Annotated in this window: 18 protein-coding genes; 4 read left to right on the top strand and 14 right to left on the bottom strand. The window is 65.8% G+C overall.

From position 1 onward, the window contains the following. Positions 1 to 14: 14 nt before the first annotated feature. The 4 genes from QGN30_RS09395 to QGN30_RS09380 all read right to left on the bottom strand — a co-directional run bounded on the left by QGN30_RS09395 (position 15) and on the right by QGN30_RS09380 (position 3,867). Positions 15 to 473 carry a universal stress protein gene (locus tag QGN30_RS09395; protein WP_008259174.1) on the bottom strand — a complete coding sequence of 153 codons (459 nt, stop codon included), beginning with the start codon at positions 471 to 473 and terminating at the stop codon, positions 15 to 17. A 51-nt stretch (positions 474 to 524) separates the two neighbouring features. Next, entirely contained in the window at positions 525 to 2,078 is a 1,554-nt protein-coding gene (locus QGN30_RS09390) for a flavin-containing monooxygenase (protein ID WP_014383029.1), read from the bottom strand. 155 nt (positions 2,079 to 2,233) lie between these two features. Next, on the bottom strand, positions 2,234 to 2,962 hold the full coding sequence (locus tag QGN30_RS09385; RefSeq protein WP_026071260.1) for a TetR/AcrR family transcriptional regulator: 729 nt from the start codon (positions 2,960 to 2,962) through the stop codon (positions 2,234 to 2,236). A gap of 74 nt (positions 2,963 to 3,036) precedes the next feature. Continuing rightward, positions 3,037 to 3,867: a helix-turn-helix domain-containing protein gene (locus tag QGN30_RS09380; RefSeq protein WP_136245882.1), complete on the bottom strand. Its 831-nt coding sequence runs from the start codon at positions 3,865 to 3,867 to the stop codon at positions 3,037 to 3,039. 27 nt (positions 3,868 to 3,894) lie between these two features. Here QGN30_RS09380 and QGN30_RS09375 point away from each other — a divergent pair, with 27 nt between their 5' ends. Next, positions 3,895 to 4,362 (top strand): VOC family protein, encoded by a 468-nt coding sequence (locus tag QGN30_RS09375; protein WP_165576416.1) that lies wholly within the window; start codon positions 3,895 to 3,897, stop codon positions 4,360 to 4,362. 27 nt (positions 4,363 to 4,389) lie between these two features. On the opposite strand, the gene nrdE is transcribed toward QGN30_RS09375, so the two are convergent. The 4 genes from nrdE to QGN30_RS09355 form a co-directional block, all read right to left on the bottom strand. Then, positions 4,390 to 6,507: a class 1b ribonucleoside-diphosphate reductase subunit alpha gene (nrdE, locus tag QGN30_RS09370; protein ID WP_014942701.1), complete on the bottom strand. Its 2,118-nt coding sequence runs from the start codon at positions 6,505 to 6,507 to the stop codon at positions 4,390 to 4,392. 17 nt (positions 6,508 to 6,524) lie between these two features. Then, complete coding sequence (gene nrdI, locus QGN30_RS09365) at positions 6,525 to 6,977, bottom strand: class Ib ribonucleoside-diphosphate reductase assembly flavoprotein NrdI (protein ID WP_008259183.1); 453 nt, start codon at positions 6,975 to 6,977, stop codon at positions 6,525 to 6,527. A gap of 31 nt (positions 6,978 to 7,008) precedes the next feature. Next, a complete protein-coding gene (locus QGN30_RS09360) occupies positions 7,009 to 7,248 on the bottom strand; it encodes a redoxin NrdH (protein WP_008259184.1) in 240 nt (79 codons plus the stop codon). A 528-nt stretch (positions 7,249 to 7,776) separates the two neighbouring features. Beyond that, positions 7,777 to 8,319 carry an NAD(P)H-dependent oxidoreductase gene (locus tag QGN30_RS09355; RefSeq protein ID WP_248923689.1) on the bottom strand — a complete coding sequence of 181 codons (543 nt, stop codon included), beginning with the start codon at positions 8,317 to 8,319 and terminating at the stop codon, positions 7,777 to 7,779. Between the two features lie 103 nt (positions 8,320 to 8,422). Between QGN30_RS09355 and QGN30_RS09350 the strand changes: the two genes are divergently transcribed. Further along, entirely contained in the window at positions 8,423 to 9,037 is a 615-nt protein-coding gene (locus QGN30_RS09350) for a TetR/AcrR family transcriptional regulator (RefSeq protein WP_009954736.1), read from the top strand. Positions 9,038 to 9,045: 8 nt separating this feature from the next. Beyond that, a complete protein-coding gene (locus tag QGN30_RS09345; RefSeq protein WP_248923690.1) occupies positions 9,046 to 10,089 on the top strand; it encodes a DNA polymerase IV in 1,044 nt (347 codons plus the stop codon). Here the strand turns inward: QGN30_RS09345 and QGN30_RS09340 are convergent. Beyond that, entirely contained in the window at positions 10,024 to 10,965 is a 942-nt protein-coding gene (locus QGN30_RS09340) for an SDR family oxidoreductase (RefSeq protein WP_201407480.1), read from the bottom strand. The genes QGN30_RS09345 and QGN30_RS09340 overlap by 66 nt on opposite strands. Before the next feature lie 37 nt (positions 10,966 to 11,002). Then, complete coding sequence (locus QGN30_RS09335; RefSeq protein WP_014383033.1) at positions 11,003 to 11,638, bottom strand: TetR/AcrR family transcriptional regulator; 636 nt, start codon at positions 11,636 to 11,638, stop codon at positions 11,003 to 11,005. 113 nt (positions 11,639 to 11,751) lie between these two features. Between QGN30_RS09335 and QGN30_RS09330 the strand changes: the two genes are divergently transcribed. After that, positions 11,752 to 13,230, top strand: a complete 1,479-nt coding sequence (locus QGN30_RS09330; RefSeq protein WP_014383034.1) for a cytochrome P450 — start codon at positions 11,752 to 11,754, stop codon at positions 13,228 to 13,230. A 119-nt stretch (positions 13,231 to 13,349) separates the two neighbouring features. Here QGN30_RS09330 and QGN30_RS09325 read toward each other — a convergent pair whose 3' ends face one another. From QGN30_RS09325 to QGN30_RS09310, 4 genes are all read right to left on the bottom strand, one after another. After that, positions 13,350 to 13,844 (bottom strand): homocitrate synthase, encoded by a 495-nt coding sequence (locus tag QGN30_RS09325; RefSeq protein WP_136245798.1) that lies wholly within the window; start codon positions 13,842 to 13,844, stop codon positions 13,350 to 13,352. 294 nt (positions 13,845 to 14,138) lie between these two features. Continuing rightward, positions 14,139 to 14,276 (bottom strand): hypothetical protein, encoded by a 138-nt coding sequence (locus tag QGN30_RS09320; protein ID WP_168710553.1) that lies wholly within the window; start codon positions 14,274 to 14,276, stop codon positions 14,139 to 14,141. Positions 14,277 to 15,130: 854 nt separating this feature from the next. After that, positions 15,131 to 16,123, bottom strand: coding sequence for a sensor histidine kinase (locus QGN30_RS09315; protein ID WP_136245796.1), 993 nt, complete (start codon positions 16,121 to 16,123; stop codon positions 15,131 to 15,133). A 128-nt stretch (positions 16,124 to 16,251) separates the two neighbouring features. Continuing rightward, entirely contained in the window at positions 16,252 to 17,709 is a 1,458-nt protein-coding gene (locus QGN30_RS09310) for a FadR/GntR family transcriptional regulator (RefSeq protein WP_136245795.1), read from the bottom strand. Between the last annotated feature and the right edge of the window lie 2 nt (positions 17,710 to 17,711).

Genomic DNA, 17,711 nt, shown 5'->3' with positions numbered 1-17,711 from the left:
TTCGTACCGGTGCCTCAGTTGGCGGTGTGCACGATCAGGACATCGGTCTTGACCCGGCGGGAGACCTCGGACGGCACCGATCCCAGCAGCCGCCCGGCGACGCTGTTGAGCCCGACGTTGCCCACGACCATCAGGTCGGCACGGACCTCCTCGGCGACCTGCACCAGCACGTTGATGGGCGCGCCGACGATCGACCGTTCCTCCACGTTATTGGCCCCCGCTTGGTGCGCCCGTTCCGTGGCGTCGCGAAGGATCCTGTAGTACGGGGCCTCCCCAACCGTCCGATAGTCCTGGCCGTGGTCGCTCCCCGGCGGGATGGCGTAGCGGCCGCGTTCCTTGGGGACGGGGAGGTGCGCCGTCACCACGATCAATCGCGCGCCGTGGTCCGCGGCGATTGCCGCCGCGCGCTCCACCGCGAGCAGCGACGAGTCCGAGCCATCGGTGCCGACCACGACGGTCTGATAGGCGCTCATTTCCCTGTCACTGTAACGCCCGGCGGCGGCCAAATCTCCAAACGAATTGGCTCAACTTTGCACGGCGGCCGCGTGCCTGCCCGTGCCGACCCCGAAGAACTGATACTCCGCGGGCCTGACCGAGCGCGTGGCCCGCCAGTACTCCCAGGTGTAGCCGCCCCACAGCACGGTGTTCTTGCCGTGCTCGTCCAGATACCAGCTGCTGCAGCCGCCGCTGTTCCACACCGACGGGCCCAGCCGGCGCTGCAGCTCGTCGTTGAACTCGTCCTGGGCGGCCCGGGTCGGGGCGAGCGCCTGCGCGCCCAGCTTGTCGCAGGTGGCGATCGCGTCGGCGACGTAACGGATTTGGGACTCGATCATGAACACCACCGAGTTGTGTCCCAGCCCGGTGTTGGGGCCCAGCAGGAAGAACAGGTTGGGCACGTCGGCCACGGTGATCCCGCGGTGGGCGCCGATGCCCTCGCGGTTCCAGCGGTCCACCAGATCCTCGCCGTGCAGGCCCTTGATCTGGACGTAGGTGTAGGAGTCGGTGACGTGAAAGCCGGTGGCGTACACGATCACGTCGGCCTGGCGGTGCGTGCCGTCGACGGTGTCGATGCCGTCGGCGGTGATCCGGGCGATGTGGTCGGTGACCAGTTCGGTCTTCGGGTCGGCGACCGCACCGTAATAGGTGGAGGAGTTCAGGATTCGCTTGCACCCGACGCGGTAGTTGGGAATCAGCTTGCGGCGCAACTCCCGATCCTTGACCGATCGCCGAATGTTGTACTTGCAGTACGCCTCGATGAACTTGAGCAGGTTGGGCCGCTTGGTCATGCCGAAGGCCAAAGCCTCCTGGCCCCAGTAGATGACAAGTCGCACGAGCGCGCGCAGGCCGGGCACGTTCTCCATGGCCCGGCGCACCGCCAACGGGATCTCGGGGTTCGAGCGCGGCACCACCCACGGCGGGGTGCGTTGGTAGAGCTGAAGTTCGGCGACCTGCCCGACGATCTCCGGCACGATCTGGATCGCGCTGGCGCCGGTACCGATCACCGCCACCCGCTTGCCGGTCAGGTCGACGCTGTGGTCCCACTCCGCGGAATGGAAAGCGGGACCGGCGAATTCGTCACGACCCTCGATGGCGGGCATGGACGGGATGTGCAGCGCGCCGGCGCCCGAGATCAGGAACTGCGCGACGTATTCGCGCCCGTCGGCGGTGAACACGTGCCAGCGGTGCTCGTCGTCGTCCCAGTGGGCCCGATCCACCAGCGAGTTGAACTCGATGTAGCGGCGCAGCCCGTACTTCTCGGTGACGCCCTGGAGATAGTCCCAGATCTCGGGCTGATAGGAGAACGGGTTCTTCCAGTCCGGCTTGGGCTCGAACGAAAACGAATACAGGTGCGACGGGATGTCGCAGGCGCACCCGGGGTAGCTGTTGTCGCGCCAGGTGCCGCCGATGTCGTCGGCCTTTTCCAGGATGACGAAGCCCACACCCTGCTTCTGCAGCGCGATGGCCATCCCCAGGCCGGAGAACCCGGTCCCGATGATGACGGCGCGGGTGTGGACGGGTTTGGAGGCCTTGGCCGCCGGAACCGGGGCGGTCTCGGTGTGTGTCACGACGTCGGTCACGGTCGATCGGTCTTTCTAGTCGGGCCAGTCTCGGGTCGGCGCTCGCCGGCATCCTCGGCCGTAGCCGCCCGGCTGGCGCAGATACCCAGTACCCAGGGTATCGGTTGGGACGAGTGTTGACGATCGCCAGGGCGATGTCAACGTGCCGAAGGTTCTCAGCCCGCGGCGCGGTTGGCCGGGACCACGCTGTGGATCGGCTGGTCAGGGTCCATGCGGATGCCGAGCGCCTCGGCGGTGCCGACGATGACCCCCATCATGATGGTCGTGAGGTGGGCGACGAATTGCTCGCGCGGCATGCGAAGCGGGCTGTCGGGGTCGGGGCCCAGCCACCACTCGGTGGCCGAGGCGGCGCAGCCGAACGCCGCGTTCCCGGCCAGCTCGACGGCCGCGTGGTCCAGCTCCATCTCGCGCAACTCGTTGTCGAACATGTCGGCCACCGCCAGGGTGATGCCGCGTCCCTCGTTGAGGATCTGGGGGCTCGCCGCCGAGCGGCCCTGAATGAAGACCCGCAGCACGTTGGGGTGCTTGTCGACCAGGTTGACGTACTCCTCGACGGCGCGCCGGATCACCTCGCGGGACGAGTCCGTTTTCAGGTCGATGGACGGGAAGATCGCCGCCCACAGCATGTCGCGCAGCCGCTCGCCGATCGCCTGGAACAGGTCGGACTTGTCGTGAAAATGCCGGTAGATCTTCGGTTTGGCGGTGCCCGCCTCCTCGGCGATCTCCCGCACGGAGAGCTCGGGTCCCAGGCGGTCGATGGCGCGGAACGCCGCGTCGACGATCTCGCCGCGCACCTTCTTGCGGTGCTCGCGCCAGCGTTCGCTGCGCGCGTCGACCTTGGCCCCCGGCTTGGCGGCCGGGTGGGGCCTGGGAGGTCGAGGCATTCTCACCACCTCACGCACTTTACCCCGTCGTCGCTTCTGACCTGGGCAGACTGGCCCAGACGAAGACACCGCGGTTAACGGTGCCGCTGGGCGTACTCCCCCGGGCTGCAGCCGAGCATCGACCGGAACTCGTTGGTGAAATGCGCCTGGTCATACCAGCCGAGCCGGACGGCCAGGTCGGCGAAGTCGACGCGTCGATCGCTCTCGATCGCCAACGCAGCTTGCTGCAGGCGGTAACGGCACAGCACCCACTTGACCGGCACACCGACATAGCGCCGGAACACGCGCTGAGTGGTTCGCGCGCTCCAGGGCGAGCACGCCATCACCTGCTCCACGCGGTGCAAAGCCTCGTCGTCGTGCATCCGGCGGAGCAGCGCCGTGAGGGCGTCGTAGGTCGGGTCGCAGATGGTCGCAGCGCCGATCGCCATGTCCAGTTGTGCGGCGGCGAGCTCGATGTCGTCGTCGAAAAGCGTTGGACCGCTGAACAAGTCGTCGTCGACTCGAACGATTCGGCCGGTCAGCGCAGCCGCATCGCGTCCGAATCGGGCGGTGAACCCGCCGGCGCGGAAGCGCGCACCGACAACCGCACCACGCCCCGACAACGTGATGGTGAAGACCCTCTCGACGACGCCGTGTACCAACGCGGCGGGCAAAGCGAATCCATGGCGCGGGGAGTCGGTGCCCCATTCATGGCTCAGGTTGATCGACGGGAAAGTGATCACCTGACTTTCACGCGGCGGCTGTCCCGTCAGATCCCAGCACACCGACCAAAAATGCTCGACGAACTTGGCTGCGGCCTGCGACGGCGCTTGGCGACGGAGGTCGAACGTCGATGCGCTGCCCGCGCGTCCGACCACCCCCGGCTGTGGACCGATCGCCTGTGGCGCGTTTTTCCAAGCCTCCACATGACGAATCTAGCCAACCTGGATTGCATGAATGTGCAACCGATTCCCGAGGGCTACACGAGTTTGACCCCGTTCTTGGTCGTCGATGGCGCCGAAGCCGCCATCAGCTTTTACATCGACGTCTTCGGCGCGACACTCGTCGAGAAGATGGCCGGACCGAATGACACGATCGCGCACGCGGAACTGGACTTCGGCCACGGCAGGTTGCAGCTGTCCGATCCCAACCCCGGCTACCACCTCGAAGCCCCCGGCCGGACAGAATCGGTGACCCATTCGGTGGTGTTTTACTGCACCGACGTCGACGCCGTGCTGGCGCGGGCCCAGCGAGCGGGCGCGACGGTACGCGAAGAGGCCCAGACCTTCGTCACGGGCGACCGGTTCGGCTCAATCGTCGACCCTTTCGGGCAACGCTGGTCGATCATGACAAGGGTCGAAGACATCGATCCCGCCGAGCGCGAACACCGGCTTGCCAGCTGGGGCGCCGACAACCTGTAAAGCACTCCCGGAGAGTGAATCGGTGTCCTACAGCATGCAGGATACGCAGCCCTCGACCTCAGTGCCCTCCAATGCCAGCTGGCGAAGACGGATGTAGTACAGCGTCTTGATTCCCTTGCGCCAGGCGTAGATCTGCGCCTTGTTCACGTCGCGGGTGGTGGCCGTGTCCTTGAAGAACAGCGTCAGCGACAGCCCCTGATCCACGTGCTGGGTGGCCGCGGCGTAGGTGTCGATGATCTTCTCGTAGCCGATCTCGTAGGCGTCCTGGTAGTACTCCAGGTTGTCGTTGGTCAGATACGGCGCCGGGTAGTAGACGCGGCCGATCTTGCCTTCCTTGCGGATCTCGATCTTGCTCGCCACCGGGTGGATCGAGCTGGTCGAGTGGTTGATGTAGCTGATCGACCCCGTCGGCGGGACGGCCTGCAGATTCTGGTTGTAGATGCCGTGCTCCTGCACCGACTCCTTCAGCCGCCGCCAATCGTCTTGCGTCGGAATGCGAATGCCCGCCTCGGCGAAGATCTCGCGGACCCGCGGGGTGGCCGGCTCCCACACCTGCTCGGTGTACTTGTCGAAGAACTCACCCGAGGCGTATTTCGACCTCTCGAAGCCACCGAACTTGCTTCCCCGTTCGATCGCAATGCGATTCGACGCACGCAGCGCGTGGTAGAGCACGGTGTAGAAGTAAATGTTGGTGAAGTCGACGCCCTCTTCGGAGCCGTAGTGGATGCGCTCGCGGGCCAGATAGCCGTGCAGGTTCATCTGTCCGAGCCCGATCGCGTGGGACTCGTTGTTGCCCTGCTCGATTGAGGGCACCGAGGTGATGTGCGTCTGATCGCTCACCGCCGTCAGCGCGCGGATCGCCACCTCGATGGTCTGGGCGAAGTCGGGCGAGTCCATCGTCTTGGCGATGTTCAGCGACCCCAGGTTGCACGAAATGTCCTTGCCCACTTTGGCATACGACAGGTCATCGTTGAACACCGACGGCGTGGAGACCTGCAGGATCTCCGAGCACAGGTTCGAGTGGGTGATCTTGCCGTCGATCGGGTTTGCCCGGTTCACCGTGTCCTCGAACATGATGTAGGGGTAGCCGGATTCGAACTGCAGCTCGGCCAGCGTCTGGAAGAACTCGCGCGCCTTGATCTTGGTCTTGCGAATGCGGGCGTCGTCGACCATCTCGTAGTACTTCTCGGTGACCGAGATGTCGGCGAACGGCAGGCCGTACACCCGCTCGACGTCATAGGGCGAGAACAGGTACATGTCCTCGTTCTTCTTGGCCAGCTCGAAGGTGATGTCGGGAATCACCACGCCCAGGCTCAGCGTCTTGATGCGGATCTTCTCGTCGGCGTTCTCGCGCTTGGTGTCCAGGAATCGGTAGATGTCGGGGTGGTGCGCGTGCAGGTACACCGCGCCCGCGCCCTGGCGCGCCCCGAGCTGGTTGGCGTAGGAGAACGAGTCCTCGAGCAGCTTCATGATCGGGATGACGCCCGAGGACTGGTTCTCGATGTTCTTGATCGGGGCGCCGTGCTCGCGGATGTTGCTCAGCAGCAACGCAACTCCCCCGCCGCGCTTGGACAGCTGCAGCGCGGAGTTGATCGATCGCCCGATGGACTCCATGTTGTCTTCGATGCGCAGCAGAAAGCAGCTCACCGGCTCGCCGCGCTGCTTTTTGCCCGAGTTCAAAAACGTCGGGGTGGCCGGCTGGAACCGCCCGTCGATGATCTCGTCGACGAGCTTCTCGGCGAGGATGGTGTCACCGGCGGCCAGCGTCAGCGCCACCATGACCACGCGATCCTCGAAGCGCTCCAGGTAGCGCTTCCCGTCGAACGTCTTCAGCGTGTAGGAGGTGTAGTACTTGAACGCGCCCAGGAACGTCGGGAACCGGAACTTCTTGGCGTAGGCCCGGTCCAGCAGCGTCTTGACGAAGTTGCGGCTGTACTGGTCGAGAACCTCGCGCTCGTAATAGTTCTCCTTGATCAGGTAGTCGAGCTTCTCGTCCTGATTGTGGAAGAACACCGTGTTCTGGTTGACGTGCTGCAGGAAGTACTGATGCGCGGCCTCGCGGTCCTTGTCGAACTGAATCTTGCCGTCCGCGTCGTACAGATTCAGCATCGCGTTGAGCGCGTGGTAATCCGTCTCCCCCGGCAACGCGTGGGCTCCGGTGGTTACAGGCTCTGCAGCGACGGTTGTTGACACGTCTGTTCCTTCCAGAAATCGGCTAAGCCCGCGCGGACGGCATCCACGTCGTCCTGGGTTCCCATGAGTTCGAAGCGATAGAGGTACGGGACGCCGCACTTGCGTGAGATCACGTCGCCCGCGTAGGCGAATTCGGCGCCGAAGTTGTTGTTGCCCGCGGCGATGACGCCGCGGATCAACGAACGGTTGTGCTCATTGTTCAAAAAGGCGATGACCTGTTTGGGGACATAGCCGCCGGCGTTGAGGTCAGGAGTGGCCCGCCCGCCGCCGTAGGTGGGCAGCACCAGGACGTACGGCTGGTCCACCTCGATACGGCCATGCAGCGGTATCCGCGTGGCGGGAATTCCCAGCTTCTCCACGAAGCGGTGGGTGTTCTCCGACACGGAGGAGAAATAGACCAGGTTGCGCCCCGTGGTGTCCATGGTGCGGCAACTCCTTACCTAACGTCTTTCCTTACGCGCTGAGTTCCACCGCGGCGAGCGCCTTGATGCGATCGGGCCGGAAACCCGACCAGTGGTCGTTGCCGGCCACCACGACGGGAGCCTGCAGATAGCCCAGCGCCATCACGTAATCACGCGCCTCGGAGTCCAGCGTGATGTCGACCGTGTCGTAGACGATGCCCTGCTTGTCCAGCGCCTTGTAGGTGGCGCTGCACTGCACGCATGCCGGCTTGGTGTACACGGTGATGCTCATAGAATGCCGCTCCTTTGCGGAAGAGGGGGACCCAATGGACTGGCAACTACTTTTGGACTGCGTCTTTGCTAGGTTCAGCGATCCGGCAGGCGCCCAGATTCCCGTCCTGCGGCGACCAGTGCCGAAGACCTGTCTTCGACCACTTCGCGCCGATTTCGGGGGGTTCACCGAGCCTGGCTGGCTTGGCGATCCTGGGATCCGCCGGTGCATCGAAACACTACACCTAGTGGCTGACAAGATGTCGAGATACAAGATGTTCTGAATAACATTTCTGAAATTCCCTGGTCGTAAGGCCTGTGTCGAACAAATTCGGGAACCCGCCCCGGCGTGTCGCAGATCACACGCCGAGGCCAAGGCGCCTCCGGGTATCGGTATAGCAGGGGCCACCGACAACCCCGGTTTCGAACCGCTGGCCGCGACGGGCCCAGCGACAGCTAGCAAAGCCGCCAGACGGTGCTGGCGGCTTTGGCTATTCGTCGGCGGCAACCCCGCTGGTCACCTCCCGGACGGCTTGTCGACTTCCGCCAATCAGCCGGCTTCGGCGGCGAGCTTGCCCACCACGTCGCGCACGTTCGCCGACAGCTCGGCGTGCTCGGCGGGCGCCCTGCCTTCCAGCGTCTTGAACGGCACGGACAGTTTGATCGAATCGACGACCCGCGCGCCGGCGATGCCGAAGGACTTGCGGGTCTCGTCGTGCGCCCACACCCCGCCGTACTGGCCGAAGGAGCCGCCGATGACGGCCAGCGGCTTACCCTTCAGCGCGCCGTCGCCAAACGGGCGCGACAGCCAGTCGATCGCGTTCTTGACCACCGCCGGGATGCTGCCGTTGTACTCGGGTGTGACCACCAGGGCGGCGTCGGCGTCGGCCGCCGCGGCGCGCAGCGCGGCCACCGGGGCCAGCGGCGGCGCGTCGGCGTTCATCGCGTCGTCGATCTCCTCGTTGTAGAACGGCAGGTCGGCGAGCCCCTCGAAGAGCGTGACGCTGACACCGTCGGAGGCGACCGCCGCCGCCAATTCGGCGATCTGGCGGTTGATCGACGCCGCGCGCAGGCTTCCCACTAACGCCAACATTTTGATTGCCACTCTCGCAGTTCCCTTCGGTCGTTGGTATACATCCTCGCACGACCTAAACGGACTGTGGTCCGATTTATTCCTCCGGCGTTAAAGTGCAGGGGTGAGCGGCGTCGAACGGTCGGGCGAGTTGCCGATGTGCGTGCCGCAGCTGCCGGCGCAGGAGCGGGGCGACGCCCTGCGCAACCGCGCGCTGTTGCTGGATGCGGCGCGTCGCCTGGTCGCCGAGCGCGGGGCCGACGCCGTCACCATGGACGACGTCGCCGCGGCCGCCGGCGTCGGCAAGGGCACCCTGTTCCGCCGGTTCGGCAGCCGGGCCGGCCTGATGATGGTGCTGCTCGACGAGGACGAACGCGCCAGCCAGGAGGCGTTTCTGTTCGGTCCCCCACCGCTGGGGCCCGACGCCCCGCCGTTGGATCGGCTGGTGGCCTTCGGCCGGGAACGGATGCGCTTCGCCCACACCCATCACGCGCTGCTGTCGGCGGCCAACCGCGACCCGCGGACCCGTTACGGGCCGCCGGCCGCCGTCCTGCGCAGGCACGTGCGCGTGCTGCTGGCCTCGGCGGAGACGTCCGGCGACCTCGTGGTCCAGGCCGACGCCCTGCTCGCCCTCCTCGACACCGACTACGTGGAGCATCAGCTGAACGACGGCGGTCACACCCTGCAGACGTTGGGCGACGCGTGGGAAAGCTTGGCGCGCAAGCTTTGTGGGAGATGAACGTCGGCATGTCCGCGGCGGCACGCGACTGGGTCCTGCACGTGGACCTCGACCAATTCCTGGCGTCGGTCGAGTTGCGCCGTCGCCCCGAATTGACCGGGCTGCCCGTCATCGTCGGCGGCAGCGGTGATCCCAGCGAACCGCGCAAGGTCGTCACCTGCGCCTCCTACGAGGCCCGGGAATTCGGTGTGCGGGCGGGCATGCCACTGCGCGCGGCGGCCCGCCGCTGCCCGGATGCGACCTTCCTCCCCTCCGACCCGGCCGCCTACGACGCGGCGTCCGGTGAAGTCATGGGCCTGCTAAGGGATCTGGGCCATCCGGTGGAGGTGTGGGGATGGGACGAGGCCTACGTCGCCGTCCACGCCGAGGACCCCGGCGAGGTGGCACAACAGATCCGCAGCGTCATCTCCACCGAAACCGGACTGTCCTGCTCGGTCGGCATCAGCGACAACAAGCAACGCGCCAAGGTCGCCACCGGATTCGCCAAGCCCGACGGCGTTTTCGTGCTCACCGATGCGAATTGGATGGCGCTGATGGCCGACCGTCCGGTCGACGCGCTATGGGGCGTGGGGCCCAAGACCGCGAAAAAGCTTGCGGATCTTGAGATTACGACGGTTTGGCAACTGGCCCACAGCGACGCCGAGTTGTTGACGGCCACGTTCGGGGCGCGCACCGGGCTGTGGCTCCTGCTGTTGGCCAAGGGTGGGGGCGACAGCCACGTCAGCGCCGAGCCGTGGGTGCCGCGCTCGCGCAGCCACGTCGTCACCTTTCCCCGCGACCTCACCGATCGCGCCGAGATGAACGCGGCCGTAACGGGTTTGGCCGAACAAGCGCTGGACGACGTGCTGGCCGAAGCGCGGGTCGTGACGCGGGTGGCGGTCACCGTGCGAACCTCAACCTTCTACACCCGCACCAAGATTCGCAAACTCGACGCGCCCACCACCGATCGCGACACGATCGTCGCTGCCGCCTTGCGCGTCCTGGATTTATTCTCCCTCGACCGCCCGGTCCGCCTGCTCGGGGTGCGGCTGGAGTTGCTCATGCCGGACTAGCGGCGCCGGGTTGGGCGGACCGGGCCGCAGCGCGCGGGTGAAGATCACGTTCACCCGGCGCATGGCGACGCTATAGGGCCACCACGCAAGCCTTTTGAACGCGTAGAGCGCCCGGATGTCGGCCGAGGTGTAGATCAGGTATCGGTTCTTGGCCACGCCGGCAAGGATCTTCTCGGCGGCCTTCTCCGGCGACACGGCGTGGCCGGCGAATCGCCGTATCCACCGGGCGACGTTGGGATCCTCGCGGTCCACACCGGCGATCTCCACGGTCCCCACCAGCGGGGTGTTCACCGCGCCGGGCACCACCAGCGACACCCCGATGCGGTGGCGGGCCAAATCGAAACGCAGCACCTCCGAGACGCCGCGCAGTCCGTACTTGCTGGCGCTGTAGGCGGCGTGCCAGGGCAGGGCGACCAACCCGGCCGCCGAGGACACGTTGACCAGATGGCCGCCCCGCTTGGCCGCCACCATCGGCGGCACGAACGTCTCGATGACGTGGATCGGGCCCATCAGGTTGATGGCGACCATCTTGCTCCACTGCTCGTGGGTCAGCCGGTCGACGGTGCCCCAGGCGGATACGCCGGCGATGTTGAGCACCACGTCCATGGCCGGATGCGCGGCGTGGATGTCGGCGGCGAACGCGGCCACCTGGTCGTAGTCGGCGATATCGAGCGCCCGATGCTCCCGGACCTGCGCGCCCAGCGCGCGCGCGTCGGCCACCGTCAGTGCCAGACCGTCGGAGTCGCGGTCGGTCAGGTAGAGCTCGGCCCCCTGGGCGGCGAGCCGCAATGCCGTCGCGCGGCCGATGCCGCTGGCCGCGCCGGTGACAAAGCACCGCTTTCCCGCGAAATACCGCCCGGACGCCTTGTTCGCCATGGCGGTGACGATACCGCCGGTATCACCCAGACCGGCGCTAGGGACGGCCGGACCACAGGGCGTGCAGCCACAACTGCTCGAGCACGCGCACCCGTCGGTCACGGTCGCTGTCGGATCCGGTCAGAACCGGGTCGCCGGTCAACACCAGCGCGGTGGTACCCGTCAGGGTGCGGATCAGCGTCGGAAGATCGTCGCTGATCGGCCTTGCGGTCCCCGCCTTCATCTCGGCCTCGACGATGGCGACGATCTGCGCCAGCACCACCTCGAACTGCTGGTCGAGCAGGTCGCGGATCTCCACGTCGGTGTGGCGGGCCTCGTTGCAGGCGGTCACCACCGGATCGTTGTGCTCGTAGACGGCGGCGGCGCTGCCGACCATCCGCTTGGCGAACTCCTCGGGTGACTCGCCCGCCTGGCGTGGCGCGAAGTACTGGGTGAGTTCCTCGAGCTCCTCGGTGGCCTCCGCCATCAGCTGTGCCAGCACGGCGTATTTGGAGTCGAAATAGAAGTAGAAGCCCGAACGGGCGACCCCGGCGCGCAGGCTGATGGTGCTGACGGACAACTCGGCGAACCGTTTTTCCTGCAGCAGTCCGCGCACGGCCTCCACGATCGCCTGGCGTTGCTTGTCGCCACGCCGACGCGCGCCCGGCTCCGGATTGGCGGGGTGGCTGCTCACTCCCTGACCTTGCACCACGCCGCGCAAAAAGCAAACTTGACAGCCGTCAAGTTTTTCAGCGAAGGTAATAATCAGTGACCGTTGTCACCCCGAGGGCACGCAAAGGAGCGTCTATGACCGCCACCATCAGCACTCCGCATTACCTGCTGGATCAGGCGCGGCGCCGATTCACCCCGACGCTGAACACCATCCCCGGCATGGGGGCGATCGAGAAGCATCTGCTCGCCCACGAATGGGACACGAAAGTCCTGGCGGAACCGCCCGCCGGCAGCGACCTGAAGCCCGTGATGGGTGACGCCGGGCTCCCGATCCTCGGCCACATCATCGAATTGTTTCGCGGCGGCCCGGACTACGCGTTGTACCTCTACCGGAACAAGGGCCCGCTGATCTACCTGGATTCGCCAATCATGCCGGCGGTCACGGCGCTGGGGCCCGACGCCACCCAGGCCGTGTTCTCCAACCGCAACAAGGACTTCTCGCAGAAGGGCTGGCACCCGGTGATCGGGCCGTTCTTCAACCGCGGGCTGATGATGCTGGACTTCGACGAGCACATGTACCACCGGCGCATCATGCAGGAGGCGTTCACCCGCAGCCGCCTGACCGGCTACGTCGAGCACATCGACCGCGTGGCGACCGACATCGTCGCCGGCTGGCCGACCAACGACGCCCGATTCCTGTTCCACCCGGCGATGAAGGAACTCACCCTCGACATCGCGTCCTTGGTGTTCATGGGGCACGAGCCAGGGTCCGACCACGACCTCGTCACCAAGGTCAACCAGGCGTTCACCACCACGACCCGCGCCGGTGGGGCGATCATCCGGCAGCCGGTTCCGCCGTTCAAGTGGTGGCGTGGCCTGCGCGCCCGCCAGCTGCTCGAGGACTACTTCAACGAGCGGGTCAAGGAGCGCCGCAACGCCACGGGCAACGACATGCTCACGGTGCTGTGCCACACCGAGGACGACGACGGCAACAGCTTCACCGACGAAGACATCGTCAACCACATGATCTTCTTGATGATGGCCGCCCACGACACCTCCACGTCGACGACCACCACGATGGTCTACAACATGGCCGCCAACCCGGAATGGCAGGAGCGGGCGCGCGAGGAGTCGGCCAGGCTCGGCGACGGTCCGCTGGACATCGAGTCGCTGGAGAAGCTGGAAACGCTCGAACTGATCATGAACGAATCGCTGCGGATGGTGACGCCGTTGCCGTTCAACATGCGGATGGCGGTGCGCGACACCGAGCTGCTGGGCCATTACATCCCGGCCGGCACCAACATCACCATCTGGCCCGGCATGAACCACCGACTGCCCGAATTGTGGACGGAGCCAGACAAATTCGACCCCGAGCGGTTCGCCGAACCGCGCTCGGAGCACAAGAATCACCGCTACGCCTTCGCACCCTTCGGCGGCGGCGCGCACAAGTGCATCGGCATGGTGTTCGGTCAGCTGGAGGTCAAGACCGTGGTGCACCGGCTGCTGCGCCGCTACCGCATCGAGTTGGCCCGGCCGGGCTACCAGCCGCGCTGGGATTACGGCGGCATGCCGATTCCGATGGACGGCATGCCGATCGTGCTGCGCCCGCTCTGAACTTCCGCGACGGCGTGTCACCGTCACCGCCGGCGCGGTAGAGACCGAGTTTCATTTGCGCTACCACCGGCGCTAGCGCAAATGAAACTCCCCTAGTTGGTTGCGCGAGGTGCGCGGCATCAGTCGACCGCGAGCAACCGGTTGGCGCACGCGATGACCGCGCGCAGCGCCGACTGCGTCGGATCGTCCGAGAGGCCCATCGCCCACTCGGCGCGGGCACCGTCGCTGCCGCGGATGAAAGTGGCTGTGCCGGTGGGCGACTGCATCTGATGAAAGTTCACGATTTCGACGGTGATCCCGCGCTGATGCAGCATCGCGGTCAGGGCCGCGATCGGGCCGCTGGCGGCCACGGTCGCGGTGCCGATGCGGTCGCCCAGGGCGATCACGGCCTGGAAGTTGCGGGCCTGCGGGCCGGGTCGCACCGCGCCCATGCACTCCCATTGGCCTAGCCGCAGCGGTCCCGTGCTGCGCCCGTAGGTCGCGAGGAAGGTCTCCCAGGACATGGCGTCGGCCTGCTCCCGCAGCCCGCGGGGCAACGAGACGCCGAAACGATCGCCAAACCACGCGGTGGCGGGGTCGAGAGGTTGGAGCGGGTTGCGCTCGGGAAAAGTCATGGTGCCGGTCTTCTCTGGTCAGCTGGTGCGACCGACGGCAGTAGCTTCCGACCCACAGCGGGGGGTCGGTCAGAATCAGACCCCGCTGCGGGTGCTAGCTACTACGAAACGCGCGAGAAGACGCATGAGCGTTGACATTAGCCCCCTTCGCTCCGCGCCTTCAACTCGGTTGATCGCACGAACGGACCGTACAAAAAAATATAGAAAATAATACGAAAAGTTTGGTTTACGCGCGTCTAACAGGGGGTATGAGGCGGAACGACAGTCAATTAGACGGCTGTTGAACACTACCCCTCACGTGAAAGGCACGATCATGAAGTCAATGCCGACACGGAACACCCTCAAAGCTGCCGTCGCGGCCGTCGGGTTGGCCGCGATGTTGCTGGTGCCCACCGGCTGTGCGGCTACTGCCGGCACGACCTGCACGATCAACGCGCTTGGAACCTGCGTCTAAGGCCTAAGACAAGTGGCCCGCTATAGCCACCGCGCCAGCGGATGACTTCTACCCGCGTCGATGCTTCCAGGAAGGCAAACAAATGAAGCCAACGACAACAAAGAGGACGGTCAAAACTGTGGCAACGGTCGCGGCGCTGATCGCGGCGCTTGTTCTACCGACGGGATGCGCCGCGCCTGCCCCGCCCACATGCTCGGTCGATGTGTTCGGTAATTGCATCCTCGGATAACCCGTAGGAACAAGCGGCCGGCTTGGCTACTCGTCTTAATTCGACCGTTATCTGAGTCGACCGAAAAATGCAATTGAGTACTAAATACCGCCGTTCGCGCGATGCGGCCCTTTCTCGCAATCTAATCACCGCGAGTTGCGATGTATTAAGGCCACCGTCAGTGTCATTATTGAGCGGATTTATTCACCGTTTCAAACGTCACCACCGGGGCCGCCATCGGCTGGGGCCATGCTGTCAATGACGTTGCAGTAGAGGATGATTGGACTACGTGTGCCTCCGCGACGGGGGGCCGAAAATAATAAAATTAAGCCTTTACGTGTGTCGAATTGTCGTTATAACATCCCTTTAGTAGCCGATGTACACACAAGTGATGACCTGGACGAAAGGATGAATTCCATGAGGGCGAAAAAGGTCCTTAAAGTTGCCGCAGCCGCGGCAGGATTTGTGGTGGTGCTATTCGCACCGACGGGATGTCTGGTAACGACGGCGACCACTGGCGGGACCACCAGCGGTGGTTTGGGCGATCTCCCGATTGTGGGCGGCCTGTTGGGCTAACCGAATACCCCAGCGACCCGCCGGATCCCCTTGCCGGCGGGTCGCTTGTTACCCCGCCGGACTGGCCGCCGACTCGAAGCGCAGATACGCCTGAATCGTCGTACCGGTCCTGGTGGTATGCGTGCGCACCAAGTCCGAAATGGCGTTGACCAAGTACAGGCCGCGGCTGGCGGGGCCGCACGGACCCGGGTCGAGGCGGCCCACCAGCGGATCGTCGAGCTGTCCGGTGTCGCGGGCCTCGCACACCAGATATCCGTCGTCTTTCCAGAAGGCCAACCGGCAGGCGCCCCCGGTGTACATCAGGCTATTGGTGGCCAACTCGGTGGCGACCAGCTGCAGATCCTCGATGCACTCCTGGGAAAGCCCCATCCACCCCGCATAGTCGACGGCGAACGAGCGGGCGGGCCGAAGATCCGCGGACTTCCTCACCATGTAGGTGACGGCGCCGGGATTCGCGGCCAACGGTTGGTTGCAACGCTGCAGCACTTCGTTCGGCGCGTAGTCCGGGCTGCGGTGCAGCGCACCGCTTTTCCACAACAACGGGTGCGTCGCTCGGGCATCCATCAGGACTTCGTCGCCGATCGCGCTCGCGTCGTAGAGGCACAGGCTTGTCGCCGGGTATGCGTCCATCGCCGTGTTGACCAGTGCTTCGTGCTCGATGCAGGCGACGAACTCCTCCTCGGTGCGGCCCGGCCACGCGAGCTGGCTGACGATCCGCACCCGCCGATCCGGGTGCTCGTCGATGAACGCGCCCTCCATCGCCATGAACCGGCTCGGGTTCCGGGCGGCCTCGGTGACGTCGGTCATGTACACGTCGGCGGGCAACGCCTCGCCGTCGTACAACTCGCCCTGCAGCAGGGCCAGGGTCTCGGGAGGCACGGCGAGCAGCACCGCCTCGCCTGACGCCAAACCGTCGCCGACGAAGCGGCCCACCAAGTCCAAAAGCTCCTGCTGAGAGTGATAAATCAGTGCGGAGTGGACGAAACCGTATTGTCTGGTTTCGGTATCCGCCGCCACTTCAGCGCTCTCGCTTTCGATCACTTGCGCCAACCCCCTGCTGGATCGGCTGTCGCCCATCCCCCCTTTCAGTACCCAAGACGGGCCTTCGCTATGCCGCGCAACAGATCACATTTGCGCGCACACGCGCGGGGCGACATCCGGTGGCGCGATCACAGCCACCAGGAGGCGGCGGCATCGAGGTGACGCCGGAGGCGATAGCAGGCGACGCTCTCGTCGGCGGCCTCCACCGCCTCGACAATGCGCAAGTGAGCGTGGTGCACGGCCAGCACGTCCGACCAGGTGGGTAGCGCCTGCCCGGTGCTCGACCAATGCCGGCGGAACAACTCGACGATGATCCGGAGGAACAGGTCGAGCAGCGCGTTGCCGGCCAGCTGCGCCAACCCGACGTGGAAATTGAATTCCTCCGCGATCGCCCGCCGAACGTCGTCGGACGTAGGCTGCGCGGCGTCCGGCAGCCGTGACCGATGCGCGGCGAGGAATGCCGCCACCCCGGGCTCGTCGAGCCGCTTGGCGACCTTGGCGACGTTGTCGATCTCGATGGCGTCGCGGACGCACCGTAGGTCTTCGCGGCTCGGGTCGCGGTACTGCAGGTACAAAGCGATCGTGTCGATGCTGGCCTGGGCCGCGGGTTCGGCGATGACGAGTCCGCCCCCGGGTCCGCGGCGCATGTGGGCGATCGAGTGGTATTCGAGCAGGCGCACCGCCTCGCGGAACACCGCGCGGCTCACCCGGTAGCGCTCCAGCAGGGCCGCCTCGGTGCCGAAGACCGACCCGACGTGCCAGCCGCTGGCGGCGATGTCGTCGCCGATGGTGACGGCCAGCATCTCGGCCAGCTTGCCGCGGGGCACCTCGGAATCGAGACGCCGCCGCCGCGTGCGCCCGCGGACCCTGTCGCCGGGATGGTGCCGTTGCAGCCAGCCCGTCACCGCCTCGACGTGTCGCTCGGACAGCGACTTGGCGCGCGCGGAATCACCGGCCGTGACCGCGGCGACGATCTTGGAGTGGTGGGCGTGCAGGTGTTCGACCGCCTCGATGGCCTCGGTCGCCGAGTCCGTTCGCGACGCCAGCGCGTAGCGCGTGGTGAGCCGCATCAGGACGTCGATAAACAGTTGCAGCACGGGATTTTTCGATTGCTCGGCCAGCGCGATGTGGAACTCGTCGCGCGGCGCCGGCAAGCCCGGCTGCCACTTTTCCTCGGCGTCTAACACGGCCCGCAGCCGGGCGATGCCGGCTTCGTCGATGCGCTCGGCGGCGAGCGAGGCCGCCAACGGCTCGAGCACCAGACGCGCGTTGAGCAGATCGCCCAGCGTCGTGCCCAGATATTCGAGATAGATGACGACGGCGCGGGTGGCGGGCCCGGCGTCGGGCTCACAGATGTACAGCCCGCCGTTGGGGCCGCGCCGCATCCTTGCGACCTGGTGGTGCTCGACCAGGCGAACGGCCTCGCGCAGCACCGATCGGCTCACGCCGAAGCGTTGTTGCAGGGCGAGTTCGGATCCCAGCGATTCGCCGACGGCCCAGCCGCGGCGGACGATGTCCGCCTCGATGTCGCGGGCGAGGATCGACGCCAGTTTGTCGGCCTGGCCGGCCTTCAGGTCCTCACTCATTT

The organism is Mycobacterium sp. 3-98, from assembly GCF_035918355.1.
Lineage (GTDB): Bacteria > Actinomycetota > Actinomycetes > Mycobacteriales > Mycobacteriaceae > Mycobacterium > Mycobacterium intracellulare.
The sequence above is the reverse complement of the archived record's forward strand: the minus strand, read 5'-3'. Positions and strand labels throughout refer to the sequence as shown.